Below are 21,230 nucleotides of genomic sequence, written 5' to 3'. Positions count from 1 at the left end.
ATCGCGGCACGATACGGCACCCCGGTCCGGGCCGCTCGCCGGGAGGCGGGCCCACCGGGACCCCCTTATGGTGATCGAAAGCCCTGTTCCCGGTCCGCCACGGAGTGTCCCTGGAGGCCCTCGATGCCGGCCATGCCCCGTAACCGGCCCGCCGTGCGTCGCTGCGCCGGCGCCGGAGCCGTCGCGCTGGCCCTGCTCGGCGCGGGGCTGCCCGCTGCCGCGGCGACGACGACGAGCGGCAAGGAGCCGGACCTGAGCCGCTTCTACCGGCAGAAGGCCCACTGGACTGCGTGCAAGGACGTGGAGCTGCCCGACGACATGCAGTGCGCCACGGTGACCGTGCCGCTCGACTACGCGAAACCGGCCACGGGCACCATCGACCTGGCGCTGTCCCGCTACCGGGCGTCCGGGAAGTCGCGCGGCTCGGTGCTGCTGAACTTCGGCGGCCCCGGCGGCTCGGGCGTCAGCGGCCTCGGGCAGGCCGGCAAGGACTTCATGAGCCTGACCAACGGATATGACGTGGTCGGCTTCGATCCGCGCGGGGTCGGCCGCTCCTCCCCCGTCAGCTGCGGCGACGGCCTCGACCAGCCCTCGGACGACGCGAGCGTCGACAAGGTCCCCGACGTCGCCCATCCGCAGGCCCTGATGAAGATCCTCAAGCAGCTGACGGTCCGGTGCACCGAGCACTCCGGGCCCGTGCTGTCCCACATAGGCACCGTGAACGCCTCCCGCGACCTGGACGTCATCCGCCAGGCGCTCGGCGACAAGAAACTGAACTACCTGGGCTTCTCCTACGGCACCAGGCTCGGCGCGGTGTACGCGGCCCAGTTCCCGCACAAGGTGGGCCGCATGGCCCTGGACGGGGTGGACACCCTGACCGAGTCGCTGGCCGAGCAGGGGGTGGCGGGCGCCCAGGGGCAGCAGACGGCGCTGGACGACTTCCTCGACTGGTGCGTCACCGACCTGGGGTGTCCGTTCGGGCAGGACCGGCGCAAGGCGGGCGAGGCGGTCACGAAGCTGGTGCGCTCGCTGGACGAGAACCCGGTGCCGTCCGACTTCGGCGGCGCCTTCACCGGTCAGGACCTGGTGACCGCCATCGGGCAGGGGCTGTACGGCAGGGAACTGTGGCCGCTGCTGGAGCGGGCGCTGGCTTCCCTGATCGAGGACGGGGACACCCGGGCCGTGCAGAACTTCGCGTCCGGCGGCTACTCCCTCCCCGTCGGGCAGCGGCGCGGCAGCGGGCTGGTGGACAGCGCCGACATCCCCGTGGACAACCTGTCGGCCGCCCTGATGGCGATCAACTGCGCCGACGACCCCGACCGGCCGAGCGCCCGGCGGCTCACCCAGGACGTCGGCCGGCTCGGCAAGGAGTACCAGCAGGCGTCCCCGATCTTCGGCCGGTTCCGGCTGACCCAGGTACTGCTCTGCTACGGCCGGCCGCGTGGCACCGACTTCATCCGCGACAAGGTGAAGGACGTGCCGTCGGCCCCGATGCTGCTGGTGGGCACGCGCGGCGACCCGGCGACGCCGTACCGCTGGGCGCTCGAGACGGCGAAGCGGCTCGGGCCGTCGGCCGTGGTGCTGGACAACCGGGGCGACGGTCACACCGGGTACACGTCCTCCAAGTGCGTGCACGGCAAGGTCGACGACTTCCTGCTGTACGGCACGCTGCCGGCCGACGGCAGCTCCTGCCCGGCCGACGCCGACGACCGCGGCGCCGGCACCGACTCGTCGGGCTGAGGCTCAGGACAGGGTCAGCTCGGGGGCGTAGAGGTCGAGCCAGTGCGCCAGGTCCAGGGTGCGTTCCAGGCCGCGCCGGGCGGCGTGGCTGCTCAGTCCGGTGCGGTGGGCCGCGAGGTCCAGCTTCTCGCGGTCGACGAGGTCGAAGACCCGGTGGTCGGGCCGGGTCAGCAGGTCCTTGACCTGGTCCTGGAGGGCCCGGCCGTACTCCGGGTCCTGGGTGGACGGGTAGGGGCTCTTGACCCGGTCGTACACGGACTGCGGGAGAACGTCCCGGGTGGCCTCCCGGAGCAGGGTCTTCTCACGGCCGTCGAAGGACTTCAGGGCCCAGGGCGCGTTGTAGACGTACTCGACCAGCCGGTGGTCGCAGAACGGCACCCGGACCTCCAGGCCGACGGCCATGCTCATCCGGTCCTTGCGGTCGAGCAGCATGCGGACGAAACGGGTGAGGTGCAGATAGCTCATCCGGCGCATCCGGAACTCGAAGTCGCTCTCCCCGTCGAGGCGTTGGACGCCGGTGACGGCGGAGTGATAGCCGTCCGCGATGTACGACTCCAGGTCGAGGGACTTGGTGAGGTCGGTGCGCAGGACGTCCGTGTCGTCGCCGAAGTGCCGGCCGGCCAGGTACAGCCAGGGGAAGGTGTCGGCGGTGCGTGCGCCCTCGTCGAAGAACTGCAGGTACCCGCCGAACACCTCGTCGGCGGACTCTCCCGACAGGGCGACGGTGGACTGGTCGCGGACGGCCCGGAAGAGCAGCAGCAGCGAGGCGTCCATGTCCCCGAACGCGGCCGGCAGGTCGCGGGCCCGGATCACCCGTTCGCGGACGGCTGGGTCGGCGAGGCTGTTCACGTCCAGGACGATGTCCTGGTGGTCGGTGCGGGCGAGCCGGGCCACGTCGTGCACGAAGGGCGTGTCGGGGGTGGAGCGCAGTTCGTCGGCGACGAAGTTGTCGGTCTGGCCGACGAAGTCGACGGCGAAGCTGCGGACCTTCTCGCCCTGCGCGGCGAGCTGCCGGGCGGCCAGGGCGGTCATGGCCGAGGAGTCGAGGCCGCCCGAGAGCAGGGTGCAGCGGGGCACGTCGGCGACCAGCTGGCGGCGCACGATGTCGTCGAGGAGTTCGCGGACGGTGGCGACGGTGGTGTCGCGGTCGTCGGAGTGCGGGCGGGTCTCCAGTCGCCAGTAGGTCCGGGTGCGCAGCCCGTGACGGTCGACGGTGACGACGGTGCCGGGTTCCACCTCGCGCATGCCCTCCCACACGGCGTGCCCGGGGGTCTTGACCATGGTGAACAGCTCGCGCAGCCCGTCCAGGCCGACCCGGGGACGCACCAGCGGGTTGGCCAGGATCGCCTTCGGCTCGGAGCCGAACAGGACGCCGTCCGGGGTCGGGTACAGGTAGAACGGCTTGATGCCCATGCGGTCGCGGATCATCACGAGCTTGTCGTGGCGGCCGTCCCAGACGGCGAAGGCGTACATGCCGTTCAGGCGCTCGGCGACGGTGTCGCCCCACTCCAGGTAGCCGCGCAGTACGACCTCGGTGTCGGAGTCGGTGGTGAACTCGTGGCCGCGGTCGGTGAGTTCGCGGCGCAGCTCGGTGAAGTTGTAGGCCTCGCCGGAGTAGACCATCGCGACGGTGCCGTCCGGGGTGCGGACGGTCATGGGCTGCCGGCCGCCGGGCAGGTCGATGATCGCGAGCCGGCGGTGTCCCAGGGCTGCGGGGCCCTCGCTCCAGGTGCCTCGGTCGTCGGGACCGCGGCAGGCCATGGTCTCCGTCATTGCATCCAATGCGTGCGTCTCGGTGGTGAGGTCACGGTCGAAGGAGACCCAGCCGGTGATGCCACACATGCGTTACCTCCTGCTGCCGGTCTGCCGGACAACACCCGCCACCTGCGGTTCCACGACGGAAGGCGATTGCCCGAGCGAACCACTTGTATTCAGCACCTATATAACGAGCGTGCGCCCGGGACCCGGGCCGGTCAACCTGGCCGTAACACGGATGGCCGCCCCGCCTCACCCTTTCGGCCGCGCTTTGCCCCGGCGAGGCCCGCGAACCCGCCCCACATCGGGCCTCGCCCGCCCGGAACAGGCCAACCGCAAAAACTTCCCCAAACGGAACCGGCGCCCCGGTTTTCACCGGGCGCCGGCCACCTGTCGCTGTCGCGTCCTCGCGCTACGCGTCCTCGCGCTCCTCACGTGCCGGCGCCGCCGTCAGGAACCGGTCCAGCACCGCCGTCAGCTCGGCCGGCCGCTCCACGGGAAGCTCATGGCCGGCGTCGATGATCCGGACCTCGGCGTCCGGGTAGGCCTTGGCCATCCGCAGCATCTGCCCGACCGGCAGCTGGATGTCGTGATAGCCGTGCACCATCAGGGTGGGCGCGGTGATCTCCCCGACCCGGTCGAGGACGTCGAAGGCCCGCATGGCGCCGTACAGCGTCATGACGACCTCGCGCGGGGTGTCCGCGGAGGCGCGGACGTACCCGCGTATCTCCTCGCGGGGGTACCCCGGGGCGAAGGCGCGCTGGATGTTCGCGGCGACGAAGAGCTTGAACGGCACCAGGGTGGAGGCCGCCATCAGCAGGCCGCGGCCGCGGCTGTACGTCATCCGGCCGATGGAGTTGACCAGCACCATCCGCTCGACCCGCTCGGGGTGGGTGAGTGCCAGGGTCTGGGAGATCATGCCGCCCATGGAGTGACCGACGGGGACGAAACGATCCACCTCGAGATGGTCGAGCAGGGCGACGACGTCCTGGGAGAGTTCGGCGATCGTCTTCACGCCGGCCCCGGTGCTCTCGCCGTGACCGCGCAGGTCGAGACGGATCACCCGGCGGCCCTTGGCGAAGTGCGCCGTCTGGTGGTCCCAGCGGTGCCGGTCGGCGGTCCAGCCGTGGATGAACACCAGGGGCGCGGCGGCGCCGTCCCGGGGGCCCTCGTCGTCGTACGTCAGCGCCGCTCCGTCGACTTCGAGCTGCGGCATGGGGGCCTCCTGGGGCGTGATCCGGTTACTGCCGGGTACGGTAACCGGCCGCGTCGCCCACCGTCACCGGGCAGCCGGCCTCAACACGGTTACAGCGTGCGTCTGATGGCCGCCACCACCGCCTCGGCGTCGTCCGCGGACACCGCGAGCCGGGCGAAGGGCGCGGACGGCCCCAGGTCGACCAGGACGACCGGGCCGTGTTCCTGGACGGCGACGAAGTCCCGCCCGCCCGGGTACTGCCAGGCGCCGACGCAGAGCCGGCCGGGCAGGAAGTGGCCCGAGGGCGGTTCGCCACGCAGCGCCCGCCACCAGTCGGGCTCCACCGATGCCCCGCGCACCTGCGCGAGCGGCACCCTGGGCCCGCGGCAGTGGGCGAGCAGCCGCTCCCGCCCGCCCAGCCGGACGACGACCTCGTCACCGTCGACGGTCAGCCGGGCCATCGCGCTCACCTCCACCGCTCACCGGGCGAATCCCGCCGCACGAATCCCACTGCACGATCCCGTTGGGGTAATTACCCCAAATGCCGCAATGGCGAATCGGCCCTATGGTGCTGGTATGGAGCACGCACTCAGTCCTTCGACCCTCGCCGAGCTGCGCCGCCCGCGCCCCTACCCCGCCGTTTCCGTGCTGACGCCGACGCACCGCCGCGAGCCCTACAACGCCCAGGATCCCGTCCGGTTGCGCAATGTCGTGGCCGAGGCGAAGAAGCAGCTGGAGATCGATCCCGCGGTCACCCGGGAGCGTCGCAGCGACCTGTTCGACCAGCTCGACCGGGCCCTCGCCGAGGTCGATCTGACCCATGCCGAGGACGGTCTGGTGATCTTCGCCGCGCCGGGTGAGCACCAGGTGTGGTCACTGTCCCGCAGCGTGCCCGAGCGCGTGGTGCTCTCGGACACCTTCCTCACCCGCAACCTGGTCTCGGCCCAGGCCGCCGAGCGGCCGTTCTGGGTGCTGTCGATCTCGGCCGACCGGATCACGCTGTGGAACGGCGGGGTCGACCGGGTCACCGAGAGCGAGACCGGCGGCTTCCCGATGACCCGCAGCCAGGAGAACTTCGACGCCGAGCGGCTGCAGCGCATCGGCGACATGCCCAGCACCTTCCGCGACGAGGACACCAAGCGCTTCCTGCGGGACGCGGACACCGCGATGGCCGCGCTGCTGCGTGAGGAGCCGCGACGCCTGTACGTCACCGGCGAGCAGGCCGCACTGTCCCTGTGGGAGGAGTTCGGCAACGTCGCCAGGTTCACCATCCCCGTGCAGCACGGCGGCCTCACGCACGCAGGCCCTGAGGCCGTGTGGCAGGTGATCCGGCCGCTGCTGGAGGCGGACTCCCGCCGCAACACCGCGTCGGTGACCAGGGAACTCGAATCCGCGCGCGGTCACAGAACGTTCGCGGCCGGTGTCGACGAGGTCTGGCAGAGCGCCCGCGAAGGCCGCGTCCGGCTCCTGGCCGTCGAGGAGAACTACCGCACCGCCGTCCGTGACGACGGCGACCATCTGATCCCGGCCGCGAGCGGCGACCTGGACGCCCGCGACGACATCGTGGACGAGATCGTCGAGCAGTGCCTGGAGACCGGTGCCGACGTCCGCTTCGTCCCGGACGGCACCCTGGACGACGAGAACGGCATCGCCGGGGTGCTGCGGTACTGACGGACCCGCCCGCTCGGCCGACGTCTAGGCTCTGAGGAGTGATCGTCGGCCGAGAGGGAGTGTGGGCGTGGCTGAGCTGCTGGGCGTCGCGGTACTGGGTGCCGGACACATGGGTGCCGACCACATACGACGACTCGACCAAGTGGTGAGCGGCGCGAGGGTGGCGGCTGTCGCCGACCCCGACCTGGACCGCGCCAAGGAGGCGGTGGCCGGCCTCGACGGGGTCACCGTCCACGCGGATCCGCTGGCGGCCCTGGACGCACCCGGCGTGGAGGCCGTGCTGATCGCCTCACCCGGCCCGGCGCACGAGGAGCCGCTGCTCGCGGCCTTCTCCCGCGGGCTGCCGGTGCTGTGCGAGAAGCCCATGGTGCCGGACTCCACAGGTGCGCTGCGGGTGGTGGAGGCCGAAGCCAGGCTCGGCCGCAGGCTGGCCCAGATCGGGTTCATGCGCCGTTACGACGCCGAGTACCAGCGCCTCAAGTCACTGCTGGACGGCGGCGGCCTGGGCCGGCCGCTGATGCTGCACTGCACCCACCGCAATGTGTCCTCGCCGCCCGGCTTCACCAGCGCCATGGTGATCAACAGCTCGGTCTCGCACGAGATCGACGCGGCCCGCTGGCTGCTGGGCCAGGAGCTGACCGCGGTGACCGTGCTGCGGCCGCAGCCGTCCTCGGGCGCCCCGCAGGGACTGCTCGACCCGCAGCTGGTGCTCTTCGAGACCGACGGCGGCGCCCTCGTCGACGTCGAGGCCTTCGTCAACTGCGGCTTCGGCTACCAGGTGCGCTGCGAGGCCGTCTGCGAGCGGGGCAGCGCCCGGATCGGCGAGGACCACACCATGCTGGTCACCTCGGCGGGTGCCGCCCGCGCTGAGGTGCCCCAGGACTACCTGGTGCGGTTCGCCGACGCCTACGACCGCGAGGTGCAGTCCTGGGTGGACGCCACCCGCCAGGGCCGGGTCACCGGACCGAGCGCCTGGGACGGCTACGCGTCCTCCGTGGTCGCCGAGGCCGGGGTCCGGGCGCTGGAGTCCGGCGGCCGTACGACCGTCGGACTCGCCCCGCGCCCGGACCTGTACGCCGGGGACGTCAGCCGCTGACGCTCGCGGAGCCGGTCTCCAGGTGGCCGGTGAAGCGGCGCGACCAGGTCGCGTCGGAGTCCACCGTGACCGTGAAGTCGTACCAACCGCTTTGGTAGGCGACGGCGTTGAAGTAGTCCTCGACCGAGCCACCGGCGGCGACCTGATAGGTCCAGGGGCCGTCGGTGCGGTAGTTGTTCGAGGTGATGGTGAACTTCACCGGCGCCGAGCCCGAGTTGGTCATCTTGAACCAGACGGCGAGCTTGCCGGTGCCGGGCTCCACGGTGTAACGGGTGCTCACCTCGGCCGACTTACCGGCCTTGGTGGCGTCGCCCTGGAAGCGGCGCAGGAAGCGGTTGGGTCCGACCATGCTCAGGTCGTACTTGCCGCCGCCGTACCCCGTGCCGATGTCGAAGTGGTCGGAGGCGGTGCCGCCCGCGGCCACCGTGTACTGCCAGGGCGTGGTGTCCCGGTAGGCGTTCGGGTGGAGGGAGAAGTGCGCCGCCCGGGTGGCCGGGGTGCCCTGGTTGGCCATGGTGAACCAGGCGCGGATGGTGCCGGCCGTCCCGAACTCCAGGTGGTCCAGGTACCCGTTGGGCTGGTAGGGCAGCGCACGGGCCGGGCGGCTGCCGGACTCCTGGGCGGGCAGGGCGTTGGTGGTGGGCACCGGGTTGGGCAGCGGACCGCAGGTGGAGTAGCCGATGACGCTGGTCGCGGGCAGGGAGACGGCGCCGTGGACCGGGTTGGCGAAGTCGAAGACGCCGGTCAGGTCGCCGCTCACCGAGCGTCGCCAGGCGCTGATGTTGGGGCAGTTCGCGGGCTTGCCGAGCGCCGCGGTCCAGGTCTCCAGGAAGCGCAGCACGGAGGTGTGCTCGAAGACCTCGGAGGAGACCCAGCCACCGCGCGTCCAGGGCGAGATGACGATCATCGGGACGCGGAAACCGAAGCCGTACGGCACGCCGTTCAGGAACTCACCGGCCGTGCCGGCGGGCGGCGCCGGGGGCGGCACGTGGTCGAAGTAGCCGTCGTTCTCGTCGTAGTTGAGGAACAGCACGGTCGAGTCGAAGACGTCCTCGTCGGCGGCGAGGGCCTGGTAGACCAGGTTGACGAAGTGGGCGCCGTCGCCGGGCGGGGCGTAGGGGTGCTCGGAGAACGCCTGGTTGGCGACCACCCAGGAGACCTGCGGGAGGGTGCCCGCGACGACGTCGGCCCTGATGGCCGCGGCGATGTCGTCGGGGGTGGAGCCGGTGACCCTGGGGACCGAGGCCATGCCCCGGTCGTACAGCGGGTTGCCCGCCTTGGCGCCGGCGAAGTTCTTGAAGTAGGCGCAACCGTTGTCCCCGTAGTTGTCCTGGGCGTTCTGGTAGACCTTCCAGGTCACTCCGGCGTTCTGCAGGGCCTCGGCGTAGTTCTGCCAGGTCAGCCCGGACTCGTCACCGCCGTCGTAGCTGGCGGAGTCGACCTTGCCGCTCCACAGGTAGGTGCGGTTGGGGCCGGTGGCGCTGAGGGTGGAGCAGAAGTAGGCGTCGCAGATCGTGTAGTTGTCGGCGAGCGCGTAGTGGAAGGGGATGTCGGACCGGTCCAGATAGCCGAGGGACCGTACGTTGCCGACTCCCGCGACCCAGTTGTCGAGACGGCCCTTGTTCCAGGCGGAGTGCTGGGAGGACCAGGAGTGCGGCAGATCGCCGTTGCACTGGGCCAGGGTCTCGCCGTCCTGACCGCCGGCGTCGGGGGTCGCGCTCAGCTTCCAGGGATACTGCCGGCCCGAGCCGTTGGGCTGGTCGAAGACCGGGTAGCCGCCGTTCAGGGTGATACCGCTGCGGTCCGCGAAGCCGCGGACGCCCTTGAGGCGCCCGAAGTAGTGGTCGAAGCTGCGGTTCTCCTGCATCAGGATGACCACGTGCTTGACGTCCGAGATCGTGCCGGTCGCCGTGCTCTGGGCCGCGGCCGCCGTCCGTGGACCGACGGCGCTCACCGCCATGCCCGCCGCCACGGAAGCGCCCAGCCCCACGAAGCCTCTTCGGCTGATCGGTGTCATTCGCCCCGTCCTCGTCACGGGTGCGCCCCGGTGGCACACCGCGCGCCAGGGTGCACGGGGCATCCGTCAGGCTCCGGTCCGGAGCGGTGAGGCGGGAGTGAACAAGAGCCGAAGTCCGCGCCAGTGGCAGCGGATCCCGCTCACACACCCCCGAACAAGGTGCTCAGACCCCGCTCCACGACCGCCTCGACGTCCTCCTCCCCCGGCGCCACCACCTCGTGGGTGCGCTGCAGGAAGCGAACGAGCGCCTGGGTGTCGAACTGGAGCAGGGCGAGCCCGTGCGGCGAGTGGAACTCCACGGCCGTACGGCCCCGGCCGCAGGGCCAGATGTGCACGTCCCCGCGCCCGGCGGGGACATCGAGACCCTGGTCCAGCAGCGAGCGCGCGAAGGTCCAGGTGACCTCCTCGCCGCCGAGGGTGACCTCGGCGGGGAAGTCCACGAACACGGCCAGCGGGTCACCGGAGGTGTACCGGAGCGTGGCGGGCACCGGGACCTCCTGGTCCTCGGCGGTGATCAGCCGGGCGCGGGCGGGTTGCTCGAAAGTGATGTCCATGCCTGTAGGACTCCATAGGTGCCCCTCGCATGACGCGAAATCCGGACAGAGTTGCCGCGGGTGGCCGAGACCCCGACACTGTGAACACAGGCACGTCGAACAGTCGCCCGAGCGCGACACGAGGGCTCTTGAAAGTAAGTCAAGTCGCGTAGTCCTCCTACGACTTCCCCCGCCCGACCGCGTACGTCTTTCATAGCGGTCCACCTGCCCGTGAAGACTCTGGCATATGCCAGAAGCACCACCGTATCGGGTGTTGCCAAATCCCTTACGGGGCGTCGCAGGCTGTGCAACAGTCGTAACCGGTCCCCCGCCCGTCCTGGCCGTACCGTCCCCGCATCGGAGTGCGTCATGCCGTCCCATGTCTCCGCGGACCGCCCCGCCGCCCAGCCGCCCGGGCGCGGCTCGGTCGAGGCGTTGATCTCGCAGACGCGGCGGCTCAAGGGCGACGTGGACGCCGTACGACGGGACACCCGGAGCGACGGTTCGGACCCCCGGGACCGCTGGCAGCGCGCGCTGTACGACCTGGCCCTGCATCAGCTCAACGATCTGGACGAGCACCTGGCGCAGCTGCGGGACGGCCCCGCGTCGCCGCCGCCCGGCCCGGTGCAGCGGTCAGCGCCGGCCGACATCCCGCACGGTTCGCTGCTCAGCCGGGTCGGCAGTGCGGAGTGGAACCTCCTTACGGACGAGGCCAGTTGGTCCGGCGAGCTCTACCAGATCCTCGGTCGCGACCCGGGCGCGCCCGCCCTCACCCTCGACGAACTGCCCGCCCTGGTCCTGGACGAGGACCGGCCCGAACTGACCGCGATGGTCACCGACTGCCTGGTCGACGCCAAGCCGATCGACGGCGAGTTCCGCGTCCTGCGGCCCGACGGGAACGTACGGACCGTGCACATGATGGGCGAGCCCGTGCTCGGCGGCGACGGCAGCACCGCCTCGATGTGGGCCGTGCTGCGGGACGTCAGCGAACTGCGGCGCAGCCAGCGCACGGTGCGCGAGACCCGTGACTCGCTGCGTCATCAGCGCCGGCAGGAGCGGACCGAGCAGCGGCTCGCGGCCGAACTGCAGGAAGCCGTGCTGCCGCCGGGGCGCGGTGCGCTGCGGCTGCCGCGCGGGGGCCCGGGCACTCTCGACGCCGCCGCCCGCCATCTGCCGTCCGGGGCCAGCGCGCTGCTCGGCGGCGACTGGTACGACGCGCTGGACCTGCCCGACGGCGACACGCTGCTCAGCGTCGGCGACCTCACCGGGCACGGTGTCGCCGTCGCCTCGGGTATGACGATGCTGCTGGGCGCCGTACGCGGCATGGCGATGACCGGTGCCCGGCCGGGGCAGCTCATGTCCCTGCTGAACCAGTTGCTCGACGCGACCGTGCAACCCGCGCTGGGCAGCGCCGTCTGCTGCCGCTACCGCCCCGCGACCCGCACCCTGACCTGGGCACAGGCAGGGCACCCCGCCCCGCTGCTGTTCCGCGACGGGACGGGGTGCGTGCTGAGCGCGCCGGACGGCGTACTGCTCGGCGCCACCTCGGGAGCCGGTTACGGGCAGGCCGAAGTGACCCTGGAACCGGGCGACCTGCTCCTGCTGCACACCGACGGGCTGTTGCCCGGGCACAGCGCGGCGGACTCCCTGGACCGTCTCCTCGGCCTGTCCCCGCGGTTCGGGGCGGCATCCACCGCCCAGGACTGTGTCAGGGCAGTGATCGAGGAGTTCGGCGAGACCGAGCGCGAGGACGAGGCCTGCGTGCTCATCGCCAAGGTGAGTGAATAGGGGCGGCTGCCGCCACCCGGATCAACCGGTACGTCTGGACGCGCACAGGCCCCCTATGCCTGTGCGCTGTTGTTCGCCCCCCTGTTCCTGGCCTTGGGCAGGGTGAGCTTGATCTCCTCACGCAGGTCCTGGATCTTCGGATAGCCGGCGTACTCGGCGGTGAGCCGGTACATCTGGCGCAGCCGGTCCCAGGTGCGGTGGGAGGAGTTCGATCCCATCGACACCAGCGCCAACCGCGCGTAGTGGCCGGCCTGTTCGGGGTCGTCCGCGATGAAGCAGGCGGAGGCCATGGAGAGGAAGTCGAAGATCTTCGACCGCTCCTGCTTGCTGTCGGCCCTCAGCGTCAGGGCCTTGTCCGCGTAGTGCCGGGCGTGCACGGCCGCGCTCGGGTCGTGGTCGGCCAGCGTGCGGTAGGCCAGGGCCTGCATGCCGTACAGATCCGCCTCGTTGAACATCTGCATCCAGCTCGGCGGCGGCACGTCGCTGCGGTCCGAGACGAAGAGGCTCTCCGCCTGACCGAGGGTACGGCGCATCGCCTGGCCCTTGCCCATCGACGCCTGCGCCCACGCCTCGATGGTGTGGAACATCGCCTGGGTGCGCGGCAGTACCTCCTGGCCCGAGCCGGACTGGGCGAGTTTCATCAGGTCGAGCGCCTCGTCGGGCCGGCCGATGTGCACCATCTGGCGAGCCGCCCTGGAGAGCGCCTCCCCGGCACGCGGCCGGTCACCGCCCTCACGGGCCGCGTGGGCGGCGATGACGAAGTACTTCTGGGCCGTGGGCTCCAGGCCGATGTCGTGCGACATCCAGCCCGCGAGCACGGCGAGGTTGGCGGCGACGCCCCACAGGCGCCGCTGGAGATGGTCGGGGTGACGGTAGGCGAGCATGCCGCCCACTTCGTTGAGCTGTCCCACCACGGCCTTGCGCTGCAGCCCGCCGCCGCGGGCCGCGTCCCAGGCGCGGAACACCTCGACGGAGCGCTCCAGTTCCTCGATCTCCTCGGATCCGATGGGGGCGGCCTCGTAGCGGTCGAACCCAGCGGGGTCGGCGTGCAGAGGGTCGTCGAGGACGGGGGCGTCGGCCTTCAGGGTGGGGTCGGTGTGCAGCCAGTCGTACATGGCGCTGCTGAGTACGGATCCCGCGGTGAGCGCGGCACCCGCGCCCACCAAGCCGCGTCGGTTGAGCATGAGGTCCATTCCCGTGAATTCGGTGAGGACCGCGGCGGTTCGTTCGGGCGCCCACGGCATGCCGTCGGGATGTTCCACGTTCCCGTCGTCCGGCCGTTTTCCCGTACGCCCGTGCCGTACCAGACCGAGGTCCTCGATGGTCACGACACGGCCGAGACGCTCGGTGAACAGGGCCGCCAGCACCCGCGGCACCGGATCGCGCGGGATCTCTCCCGTGTCGATCCACCGCCGCACCCGGGAGGTGTCGGTCGCCAGCTGGGGGTGGCCCATCGCCGCCGCCTGCCGGTTGACCAGCCTCGCGAGTTCGCCCTTGGACCAGCCGGCCAGGCCGAACAGGTCCGAGAGACGGGTGTTGGTTTGTCCGCTCACGTCAAGCCCCCAGGTTCTCGGCTGAGTTGACAGTAGCCCCGTGACGATTGCCGGGCGACTATTCGCCACGGTTCGCCAGGGTGCGCCAGATGGTGTGCCACTGGGCAACGGGTGTCAGGTAGGAACGCGCCACCCCGACCCGGTCGCCACTCGACGGGCACACTCCCCAGGGTGTGCCCGGGCGGCCGGGCCGGGTGGGCGCCGAGGACCTCTCGCAGGACTTCTCAGGCAGGCACCGCAGGTACACGAAGGGATCTGTATCGCCCATGTACGCAGCATCGTCCTCCGTGTCCGCCCCGCCCCGGACGCTGCGCCCCCGCCCGGCGGGCAGCGGACCCTATCTCGACCCCGCGCGTACAGGGGCCGCCGTACCGGTCGTCGGCCGGCAACGGCGCGCCGCGGGGCCAGGCACCCAACCGCTCAGCGGGAGACTCGACCTGTCCGGCCCCCAGGGCGCACAGCTGCGCACCGCCATCGCGTCGGTGCACCGGATCTGCCCGGAGTTCGCTCCGGTTCAGGTGCTGCGGCGCTCCGGGCGGTCCGTGATCCTCGTCGGGACGACAGGGCGCAGCACGGCCGTAGCCAAGTGTCTACTGGACCAATCCCCCGCCTGGGCGGAGCGGATCCGCCACGAAATAGCCGCATACCGCTCGTTCGTCCGGCAGCGGCCTCCGATCCGGGTGCCGCGGCTGATCGCGGCGGACCCGGACAACTGCACGCTGGTGATCGAGCGGATGCCCGGTCGGGTGGCGGCGGTACAGCGCCACCCGGCGGAGGCTCCGCCCAGGGCGGACATCCGGGCCGCTCTGGGCGCGATCTGCCGGCTGAACGCCTGGCGGCCCCCGGCCGGCACCTTCGACGCCCCGGTGGACTACGCGGCCCGTATCTCCCGTTACCACGAGCTGGGTCTGCTCACCGACCGGGACATGGGTGACCTGCAGAAGCTGCTGCACGGCATCGCGGTCGCGGCGGGCCGGCAGGGGATGGGCCAGTTCTGCCACGGCGACGCCCTGCTGTCGAACATCCTGCTGTCGCCGGCCGGTCCGGTGCTGGTGGACTGGGAGCACGCGGGCTGGTACCTGCCGGGGTACGACCTGGCGACGCTCTGGTCGGTGCTCGGGGACGCTCCGGTGGCGCGTCGTCAGATCAGCCAGATCGCCCAGTCGGCGGGGCCCGCGTCGCGGGACGCCTTCCTGGTGAACCTGATGCTGGTTCTCACCCGGGAGATCCGGACCTACGAGACCGCCGTGCAGCGTTCGATGCACGACGCGACCCCGGCGGCACAGGGTATGGCCCATCCGGGTGCCGCGCCGACCGGCGAGGAACAGCGGCTGCTGCTCCGGCGGCTGCACGACGACTGCCAGCTGGCCCGCCGGGCCGTGCGCGCGGCGGTCGGCACTCGCTGACGGGGACGAGAATCCGCGGTGCGCTCAGGGCAGCTGCGCACCGCGGATTTCTCGGATGGCCGTACCGTTCACAGGTGTACGCCACTGACGCCGCGCAGGCCGGGAGCCTCCGGCGCGAAACTCCCACGATCATCGTATGACATGGGAATTCTCCCTCCTCTGGGCATGATTGACGGATCGTCGGCAAGCCGGTACCACTGAGCCACGCTCAGCCCCGCACGCCCCGCCGCGCTCGATCGCCCCAGGAGGCCGCATTGCGAGGATCCGTCACCGAGCCAGCGCCCACTCATGGCGGCAGACATATGCGGAGGGCGGCCGCTGCCGTCGGCTCCGCGGCGCTGCTGTTGCCGTTGCTGGGTGCCGCTCCGCCGCCCGGCGAGACCTCGTCGTCCGCCGGACTGCTCCAGCGTGCGTTCGCGTCCGCCGCCGCCGAGTACCGCGTGCCGCAGAGCGTTCTGCTGGCCGTCTCCTATCTCCAGTCCCGCTGGGACACCCACGGCGGCGCGCCGAGTGTGACGGGCGGCTACGGCCCGATGCACCTCACCGACGCGCGCACCGCGCTGGCCACCACCACCGAGCACTTCGCCGACGGCACCGAGGACGCCCGCGGCGACGGCGCCCGCCCGGCCCTGCACCCCAGCGTCAAGGTACCGGCGAACTCCGCGCTCCCGGCCCGCCTCAGGACCCTCGTCCGGGCCGCCGGGCTGACCGGCATCCCGGCGGCGGAGCTGCGCACCGACCCGGCGGCGAACGTGGCCGGCGGCGCCGCCCTGCTCGCGTCCGCCCAGCAGTCCCTGCACCAGCCGCTCAGCGCCGACCCGGCCGACTGGTACGGCGCGATCGCCCGCTTCTCCGGCGCCGACGACTCGGCGACCGCGGCGGCGTACGCGAACGACGTGTTCGACGTCCTCCACACGGGCGAGGAGCGCACCACCGACGAGGGGCAGATCATCGCCCTCGCCGCCCAGCCGGAGCTGAAGGCCGACAGCGCGCAGTTGAAGCTGACCGGGCTGCGCACCGTGGCGGCGGACGACACGGAATGCCCGACAACGGTGTCGTGCGAATGGATCCCGGCGCCCTACGAGGAGTTCGGGGACAACGACTACGGCAACCACGACCTCGGCGACCGGCCGGCCTCGCAGAGCATCAAGTACATCGTCATCCATGACACGGAGGGCGCCTGGGACGGGACCATCAACCTGGTCCAGGACCCGACCTATGTGTCCTGGAACTACACGATCCGCTCGACCGACGGTCTGATCGCCCAGCATGTCAAGGCGAAGGACGTGGCCTGGCACGCGGGCAACTGGTACATCAACGCCAAGTCGATCGGCATCGAGCACGAGGGCTTCCTCGCCGCGCCGGACGCCTGGTACACGGAGGCGATGTACCGGTCGTCGGCCCGGCTGGTGAAGTACCTGACCACCAAGTACGGCATCCCGCTGGACCGGCAGCACATCCTGGGCCACGACAACGTGCCGGGGCCGACCACCTCCACGATCCCCGGGATGCACACCGACCCCGGCCCGTACTGGGACTGGCGGCACTACTTCGAGCTGCTGGAGCACCCCTTCAAGCGCACGGGCGGCAAGAAGGGCGGTCTGGTGACCATCCTGCCGGACTACGCCACGAACCAGCCGGCGTACACCGGCTGTGTCACCAGCGGCCAGCCGTGCGCCGCGCACGGTTCCAGTGAGGTACGGCTGTACTCCGACCACGACGAGAGCTCGGCCCTGATCAAGGACATCGGCCTCGGCAGGACGCCGACGGCCGATGTGAACGATCTCTCCTCACGGGTCTCCACCGGCCAGCAGTACGCGGTGGCCGACACCTGGGGCGACTGGACGGCGATCTGGTACCTGGGGCAGAAGGCCTGGTTCAAGAACCCGGCGAAGGCGCCGACGGCGGTGACCGCGGCGGGGCTGGTGGTGACGCCCAAGGCGGGGCTGACCAGCATCCCGGTGTACGGCCGTGCCTATCCGGAGGCGGCCGCGTACCCCTCCGGGGTACCCGCGCAGGCGGTGTCGGCGCTGCCGTACACCATCCCCGCGGGCCAGGAGTACGTGGTCGGTGGCGCGGTGCCGGGCGAGTACTACTACGCGGTCACCTTCGACACCGCCTCGCACCGGGTCGTGGTCGGCAAGGACCTGTACTACGAGATCCAGTACGGCCACCGGGTCGAGTTCGTCCGCGCGGCCGACGTGACGGTGGCGCCCGCCAGCCGGTGGGGGCGGCGGTAACCGTCGTCAGCCCTGCTGGAACAGCTCCGCCGGGAGCGGTTTCAGCAGGGCGTACAGGTCGTCCGTGATCGGGCGGTCCCAGGCGGCGATGGTCACGAGGACGCCGTCGCTGCGGTCGAACTGGACGCAGGAGATCCGGCTCTCGGAGAGCTTGAGGCGGCGCACGATCAGCAGGTTGTCGCCCTGCAGCACCGGCATGTCCTCGGTGCCGACGACGGTGACGTCCTCGTCGTTCTCCAGCGCGAGCAAGAGCTGGCCGACCTCGAAGGGGACCTCGTCCTCCGCGACCTCGCGGGCCGGGGAGCCCTCGGGGAGGTTGCCGATGATCATCGCGGGGCCGCGGCCGCCGAAGAGGTCGTAGCGCAGGAAGACGCCCTGGCAGGTGCCGTCGGGGGCGGGCAGCAGCCCGGCGCCGAGGTTGCCGGGCCAGTCGCCCGGGTCCATGGCCAGTACGTCGAAGTCGGGGCCGGCGGGAGTGGCGCTGCGGCGACGGAGGAACGACATGCGGTCCATGGTACGGGGCCGCGGCGCTTTCCCCACCGCCGCGCCTCCTCGGGAACGTCAGGAGAAGCGCACGTCGCTCAGGTCGATGCTCACCATGACGTGATCGTGGTCGGGACGTCCGTCGGACCTGCGCAGATACGCGCGACGCCTGGTCGGGAACTTGATGCCGTCCTCTTCCTCGAAGTCGGTGACGTACTGGGCGGCCGCGAAGCCGCCGGCGATGTCCACGTGGTAGTCGTGCCGTCTCAGGAGAAGGTCGTCCCCGAAGTAGAAGTCCTGGACCGTGCTGTGGCTTGCGACGGCGTCCGGGAAGGTGACCCGGAGACGGCGCCAGGCCTCGGTCGGGGATTCGGCCCATGGTTCCTGTTCCTCCACGGCCATGCCGTCCATGATCATGAAGAACGGTGTGGTCAGGTACGTCCACAACGCGTAGCCGTTGAAGTAGGCACGGTCCAGCGGATCCCAGGGGGTGTCCAGGACGTGCCCCGAGAACGACTCGCGCGGGTCGAGGCGCTCGGCGACGACCGTGCCGTCACTCCGCATGATCGCTACCCGGCCGGGCGTGAAGTCGGTGTGCTGTCCGGGGGAGCCGAAGGGGCTCACCGACGCGCGTTCCTCATGCAGGCTGACTGTCATGCGGCGCGGCTGGAGGTCCTGGGGCAGGCCCTTGGACGCGAAGAGTTCGCCGTCGCTGACGATGGTGGCCGTCGCGGTCGTCAGCCGCTCCCACCGCTGCACGCCGCCGTGGGCCTCGAGAATGTCGGAGAGCAGGCCGCTCATTCCTTCTCCTCGACCCGTGGGCGGACACCGTCGCGTGCCAGGCATGCGGGGGCACGCTCGAACACGACAACGTTCCAACGAAACGCGCCATCCCGCATCCCGTGCCGCCGGTGGCCGGCGGACGCACTCCACTACGGGAGACTCGCACAGACCGAGCCCGCGATCGTGACGGTCCATGGCGCCGTCACCGACTCCCGTGGCCGGGCGCCCCTACGGCTGCTGCGAACTCGCCGTCTCCGCCGCTGCCAGTTCGGCTCGCGCCTCGTCCGCCAGGCCATCGGCCCCGCACTGCTCGGCCGTCTCCAGGCCCCTGCGGAGGTGGACGGGGTCGTGGAGCTCCGTGCCCAGGGTCACCAGCGCGCACGCCAGTTCGTAGGCTGCCGGGGAGCGTTCCAGGTGGGTCACCGCCTCTTTCAGGTACGCCAGGCGGGCCGGGCCCGTCGTGACCTCCGCCGCCGTGCGCAGGGCCTGGCCGATCGCCGACGGGGCGCCGAACTGGCGGGCGCGGCCGACCGCTTCCAGGGCCGTGGCCAGCGCACGGTCGGGTGCGTCGTGGCTCTCGGCGCGGGCCAGGTGGAGTTGCCAGGGGCACCACGCGGGGTTGCGGATACCGCGTGGTTCCAGGCGGCGGCCCGCGGCCGAGAGCTCGGCCACCGCGTCCTGGGTGAGGCCGCGCGCGAGGAGGAGTTCGCCGTAGACCGTCTGGGCGTCGGGGAAGACCACGGCCGCCGGGAAGGGCTCGTGGAAGGAGTGGTGCTCGGCGACCTGCGTGGCCTCGTCGGTGCGGCCGCGGGCGAGCAGGGTCTGGACGAGGGTGCCGACCGCGTACCAGTGGGCGGGGGTGCCGGGGCCGACACGTTCGGCCAGGCGCAGCCCGGAGCGGACCAGGTCCTCGGCCTCGGCGAGGCGGCCGCGCCGGTAGCGGACATAACCGTGGAGGGTGTACGCGAAGGAGAGGTGTGCGCCGCGCCAGCCCTGGCGTTCGAAGTCGGCGGTGCCGGTCGCGAAGAGTTCCTCGGTGCGGTCGGGCCGGTCGGCGTACATGAAGGCGAGGGCGACCAGGACGGGCACCTCGAAACCGCGGTCCGACTCGGCCCAGCCGAGGCCGCCGGCGAGGGCGCGCTCGGCGTGGTGGAGCGCGACCTGCGCGGGTTCGCCACGCTGGACCGCGTCCCAGGTGCGCAGGCCGATGATGTACCGCTCGGTGAGGTCACGGCCCTGGAGCCGGTCGGCGAGCCGGGCCAGCCGGCGGGAGCGGGAGGGGTGGTCGGGTTCGTCGGCGCGGAAGGCGTCCCACATGAACTGTTCGGAGAGCATCCGCAGCCGGACCCGGGCGTCGCCGGTCACCCGGATCTCCCGGGCCAGGGTCTCGGAGGCCTCGGCGAGCCGGTCGCTGTGGGCGAGGACCTGGGAGAGGCGGTAGACGATGTTCTGGCGCAGCTCGGGCTCGGCGATGGGTTCCGCGAGGGCCGCGCGCAGGTGGTTGACGGTGGTGGCGGGTTCGGTGAGCAGGGAGGCGCTGCCGAGTTCGTAGAGGACGGCGGCGCGGTCCTTGGCGGGCGGGGGTTCGCGCAGGGCCCGGGCGAGGTAGCGGCAGGCGGCGTCGGGGGCGCCGGCCCGCAGGGTCTCGCCGGCGGCGGCGCGCAGCCGCTGAACGACCCAGGTGTCGCCCTCGGGGTGGGTTTCCAGCAGGTGGCGGGCGGCGGTGGCGGCGGCCTGGCCGTCGTCGGTGACGCACCAGGCGGCCTGACCGTGCAGGGCGACCCGGACGCCGGGCGGGATGGCCCGGTAGACGGCGGTGGCGATCAGCGGGTGGACGAACTCCAGCGTCTCGACGCCGGTGAGGACGCGGACACCGCGCAGCGCGTCGGCGGCGTCCGCGGCCTCTTCGTGGCCGAGGCCGGCGACGGCGGCGGCGAGCGCCGGATGGATCTCGGTGCCGAGCACGGCGCAGGCCCAGGCGAACCGGACGGTGGAGGGGCCGAGGCGTTCCAGCCGGGCGATCAGGCCGCTGCCCTTGACGGCGGCGGCGAGGTCGCGCAGCAGGGGGGCGCCGGCCTCGGTGGGGTCGAGGCCGCGGTCGTGGACCTTGGCGGTCAGTTCGACGGTCTCGAAGGGGTTGCCGGCGGTGACGGCCCAGCACTCGTGGCAGAAGGTGTCGTCGGCGTGCGTGCCGAGGCTCTCGCGGACCAGGACGGCGACGGCGTCGGCGCTGAGCGGTTCCAGGTCGTGCGGTCGGCCGCCGGCCCGGCTGGGCAGTCCGCGCAACGACTCGGCGTGGTCCGGGAGTTCGTCGGGCCGGTAGGCGACGACGACGAGCAGCGGGAGTTGTTCGGCGCGGGGTGCGAACGCGGCGATCCAGCCGAGGGATTCGGGGTCGGCCCAGTGCGCGTCGTCGAGGACGAGGACCACCGGTGCCTGGCGCACCACGAGGTGGGTGAGCACCCAGTCGAGGCCGTCGCGCAGGCCCTGCTGGTCCGGCGGGGCGCCCTCGGTGGGGGCGCACAGGCCCAGGGCGGGGCCGACGATGTCGTACCAACTGCCCAGTGAGGCGCGGAGTTCGGCCTCCGGTGCACCGGCGAGGCGGGGCTGCAGGAGCTGGCGGGCGACGTGGAAGGCGACGCGCTGTTCCTGGTCGCCGCCGCGGGCGGAGAGCACGGTGCAGCCCTGGGCGGCGGCGCGACGGCGGACCTCGGCGAGGAGCGTGGTCTTGCCGATGCCGGCCCGCCCGGCGAAGGCGAGCAGCGCGCCGAGCGGCCGGTCGGCCGGTGCCGCACCGTTCGCGCTCAGGCCGGTGAGTTCCGCCAACGCCTCGTCGACGGTGGCGAGTTCGCTCTCACGTTCATAGAGCGTCCGTCGGTTCCGAAGGACCCGCTGTCCCATGACCACCCCCTGCCACGGTGATGCGCGAGCGCGGGGAGCGGGCGCGCACCGTGGCTTGCAGGCAGCTCA

The 21,230-nt window shown here is 71.7% G+C and carries 15 protein-coding genes; 6 read left to right on the top strand and 9 right to left on the bottom strand.

Features of this window, described 5'->3' with window-relative positions; all coding sequences use genetic code 11:
* Positions 1–123: 123 nt before the first annotated feature.
* Positions 124–1,740: an alpha/beta hydrolase gene (locus tag ABZ642_RS21630; protein WP_360486294.1), complete on the top strand. Its 1,617-nt coding sequence runs from the start codon at positions 124–126 to the stop codon at positions 1,738–1,740.
* 3 nt (positions 1,741–1,743) lie between these two features.
* Here ABZ642_RS21630 and asnB read toward each other — a convergent pair whose 3' ends face one another.
* The 3 genes from asnB to ABZ642_RS21615 all read right to left on the bottom strand — a co-directional run bounded on the left by asnB (position 1,744) and on the right by ABZ642_RS21615 (position 5,151).
* Positions 1,744–3,582, bottom strand: coding sequence for an asparagine synthase (glutamine-hydrolyzing) (gene asnB / locus ABZ642_RS21625; protein WP_360486291.1), 1,839 nt, complete (start codon positions 3,580–3,582; stop codon positions 1,744–1,746).
* Between the two features lie 325 nt (positions 3,583–3,907).
* Positions 3,908–4,711, bottom strand: a complete 804-nt coding sequence (locus ABZ642_RS21620; protein ID WP_360486288.1) for an alpha/beta fold hydrolase — start codon at positions 4,709–4,711, stop codon at positions 3,908–3,910.
* 89 nt (positions 4,712–4,800) lie between these two features.
* Positions 4,801–5,151 carry a hypothetical protein gene (locus tag ABZ642_RS21615; protein WP_360486285.1) on the bottom strand — a complete coding sequence of 117 codons (351 nt, stop codon included), beginning with the start codon at positions 5,149–5,151 and terminating at the stop codon, positions 4,801–4,803.
* A 115-nt stretch (positions 5,152–5,266) separates the two neighbouring features.
* On the opposite strand from ABZ642_RS21615, the gene ABZ642_RS21610 reads away from it, so the two are divergent.
* Both ABZ642_RS21610 and ABZ642_RS21605 read left to right on the top strand, forming a co-directional pair.
* Entirely contained in the window at positions 5,267–6,361 is a 1,095-nt protein-coding gene (locus ABZ642_RS21610; protein WP_360486282.1) for a chemotaxis protein, read from the top strand.
* A gap of 67 nt (positions 6,362–6,428) precedes the next feature.
* Positions 6,429–7,457, top strand: a complete 1,029-nt coding sequence (locus ABZ642_RS21605; protein WP_360486280.1) for a Gfo/Idh/MocA family oxidoreductase — start codon at positions 6,429–6,431, stop codon at positions 7,455–7,457.
* Here ABZ642_RS21605 and ABZ642_RS21600 read toward each other — a convergent pair.
* Both ABZ642_RS21600 and ABZ642_RS21595 read right to left on the bottom strand, forming a co-directional pair.
* Positions 7,447–9,474, bottom strand: coding sequence for a phosphocholine-specific phospholipase C (locus tag ABZ642_RS21600; protein WP_360486277.1), 2,028 nt, complete (start codon positions 9,472–9,474; stop codon positions 7,447–7,449). The two genes, ABZ642_RS21605 and ABZ642_RS21600, sit on opposite strands and share 11 nt — an antisense overlap.
* Before the next feature lie 140 nt (positions 9,475–9,614).
* The gene (locus ABZ642_RS21595) at positions 9,615–10,028 is read right to left on the bottom strand and encodes an SsgA family sporulation/cell division regulator (protein WP_351707504.1); all 414 of its coding nucleotides are present in this window, start codon (positions 10,026–10,028) and stop codon (positions 9,615–9,617) included.
* A 348-nt stretch (positions 10,029–10,376) separates the two neighbouring features.
* Between ABZ642_RS21595 and ABZ642_RS21590 the strand changes: the two genes are divergently transcribed.
* Positions 10,377–11,795, top strand: a complete 1,419-nt coding sequence (locus tag ABZ642_RS21590; protein ID WP_360486274.1) for a SpoIIE family protein phosphatase — start codon at positions 10,377–10,379, stop codon at positions 11,793–11,795.
* Positions 11,796–11,848: 53 nt separating this feature from the next.
* On the opposite strand, the gene ABZ642_RS21585 is transcribed toward ABZ642_RS21590, so the two are convergent.
* A complete protein-coding gene (locus ABZ642_RS21585) occupies positions 11,849–13,348 on the bottom strand; it encodes a hypothetical protein (RefSeq protein ID WP_360486271.1) in 1,500 nt (499 codons plus the stop codon).
* 266 nt (positions 13,349–13,614) lie between these two features.
* Between ABZ642_RS21585 and ABZ642_RS21580 the strand changes: the two genes are divergently transcribed.
* Complete coding sequence (locus tag ABZ642_RS21580; protein WP_360486268.1) at positions 13,615–14,754, top strand: aminoglycoside phosphotransferase family protein; 1,140 nt, start codon at positions 13,615–13,617, stop codon at positions 14,752–14,754.
* A gap of 302 nt (positions 14,755–15,056) precedes the next feature.
* The gene (locus ABZ642_RS21575; protein ID WP_360486265.1) at positions 15,057–16,994 is read left to right on the top strand and encodes a peptidoglycan recognition family protein; all 1,938 of its coding nucleotides are present in this window, start codon (positions 15,057–15,059) and stop codon (positions 16,992–16,994) included.
* A 6-nt stretch (positions 16,995–17,000) separates the two neighbouring features.
* On the opposite strand, the gene ABZ642_RS21570 is transcribed toward ABZ642_RS21575, so the two are convergent.
* The 3 genes from ABZ642_RS21570 to ABZ642_RS21560 form a co-directional block, all read right to left on the bottom strand.
* Positions 17,001–17,498: a hypothetical protein gene (locus ABZ642_RS21570; protein ID WP_046731250.1), complete on the bottom strand. Its 498-nt coding sequence runs from the start codon at positions 17,496–17,498 to the stop codon at positions 17,001–17,003.
* A gap of 57 nt (positions 17,499–17,555) precedes the next feature.
* Positions 17,556–18,278, bottom strand: coding sequence for a hypothetical protein (locus tag ABZ642_RS21565; RefSeq protein ID WP_360486262.1), 723 nt, complete (start codon positions 18,276–18,278; stop codon positions 17,556–17,558).
* 210 nt (positions 18,279–18,488) lie between these two features.
* The gene (locus ABZ642_RS21560) at positions 18,489–21,161 is read right to left on the bottom strand and encodes an AAA family ATPase (protein WP_360486259.1); all 2,673 of its coding nucleotides are present in this window, start codon (positions 21,159–21,161) and stop codon (positions 18,489–18,491) included.
* Positions 21,162–21,230: the final 69 nt, after the last annotated feature.

Source organism: Streptomyces sp. NPDC007157, assembly GCF_040634235.1.
Lineage (GTDB): Bacteria > Actinomycetota > Actinomycetes > Streptomycetales > Streptomycetaceae > Streptomyces.
The sequence above is the reverse complement of the archived record's forward strand: the minus strand, read 5'-3'. Positions and strand labels throughout refer to the sequence as shown.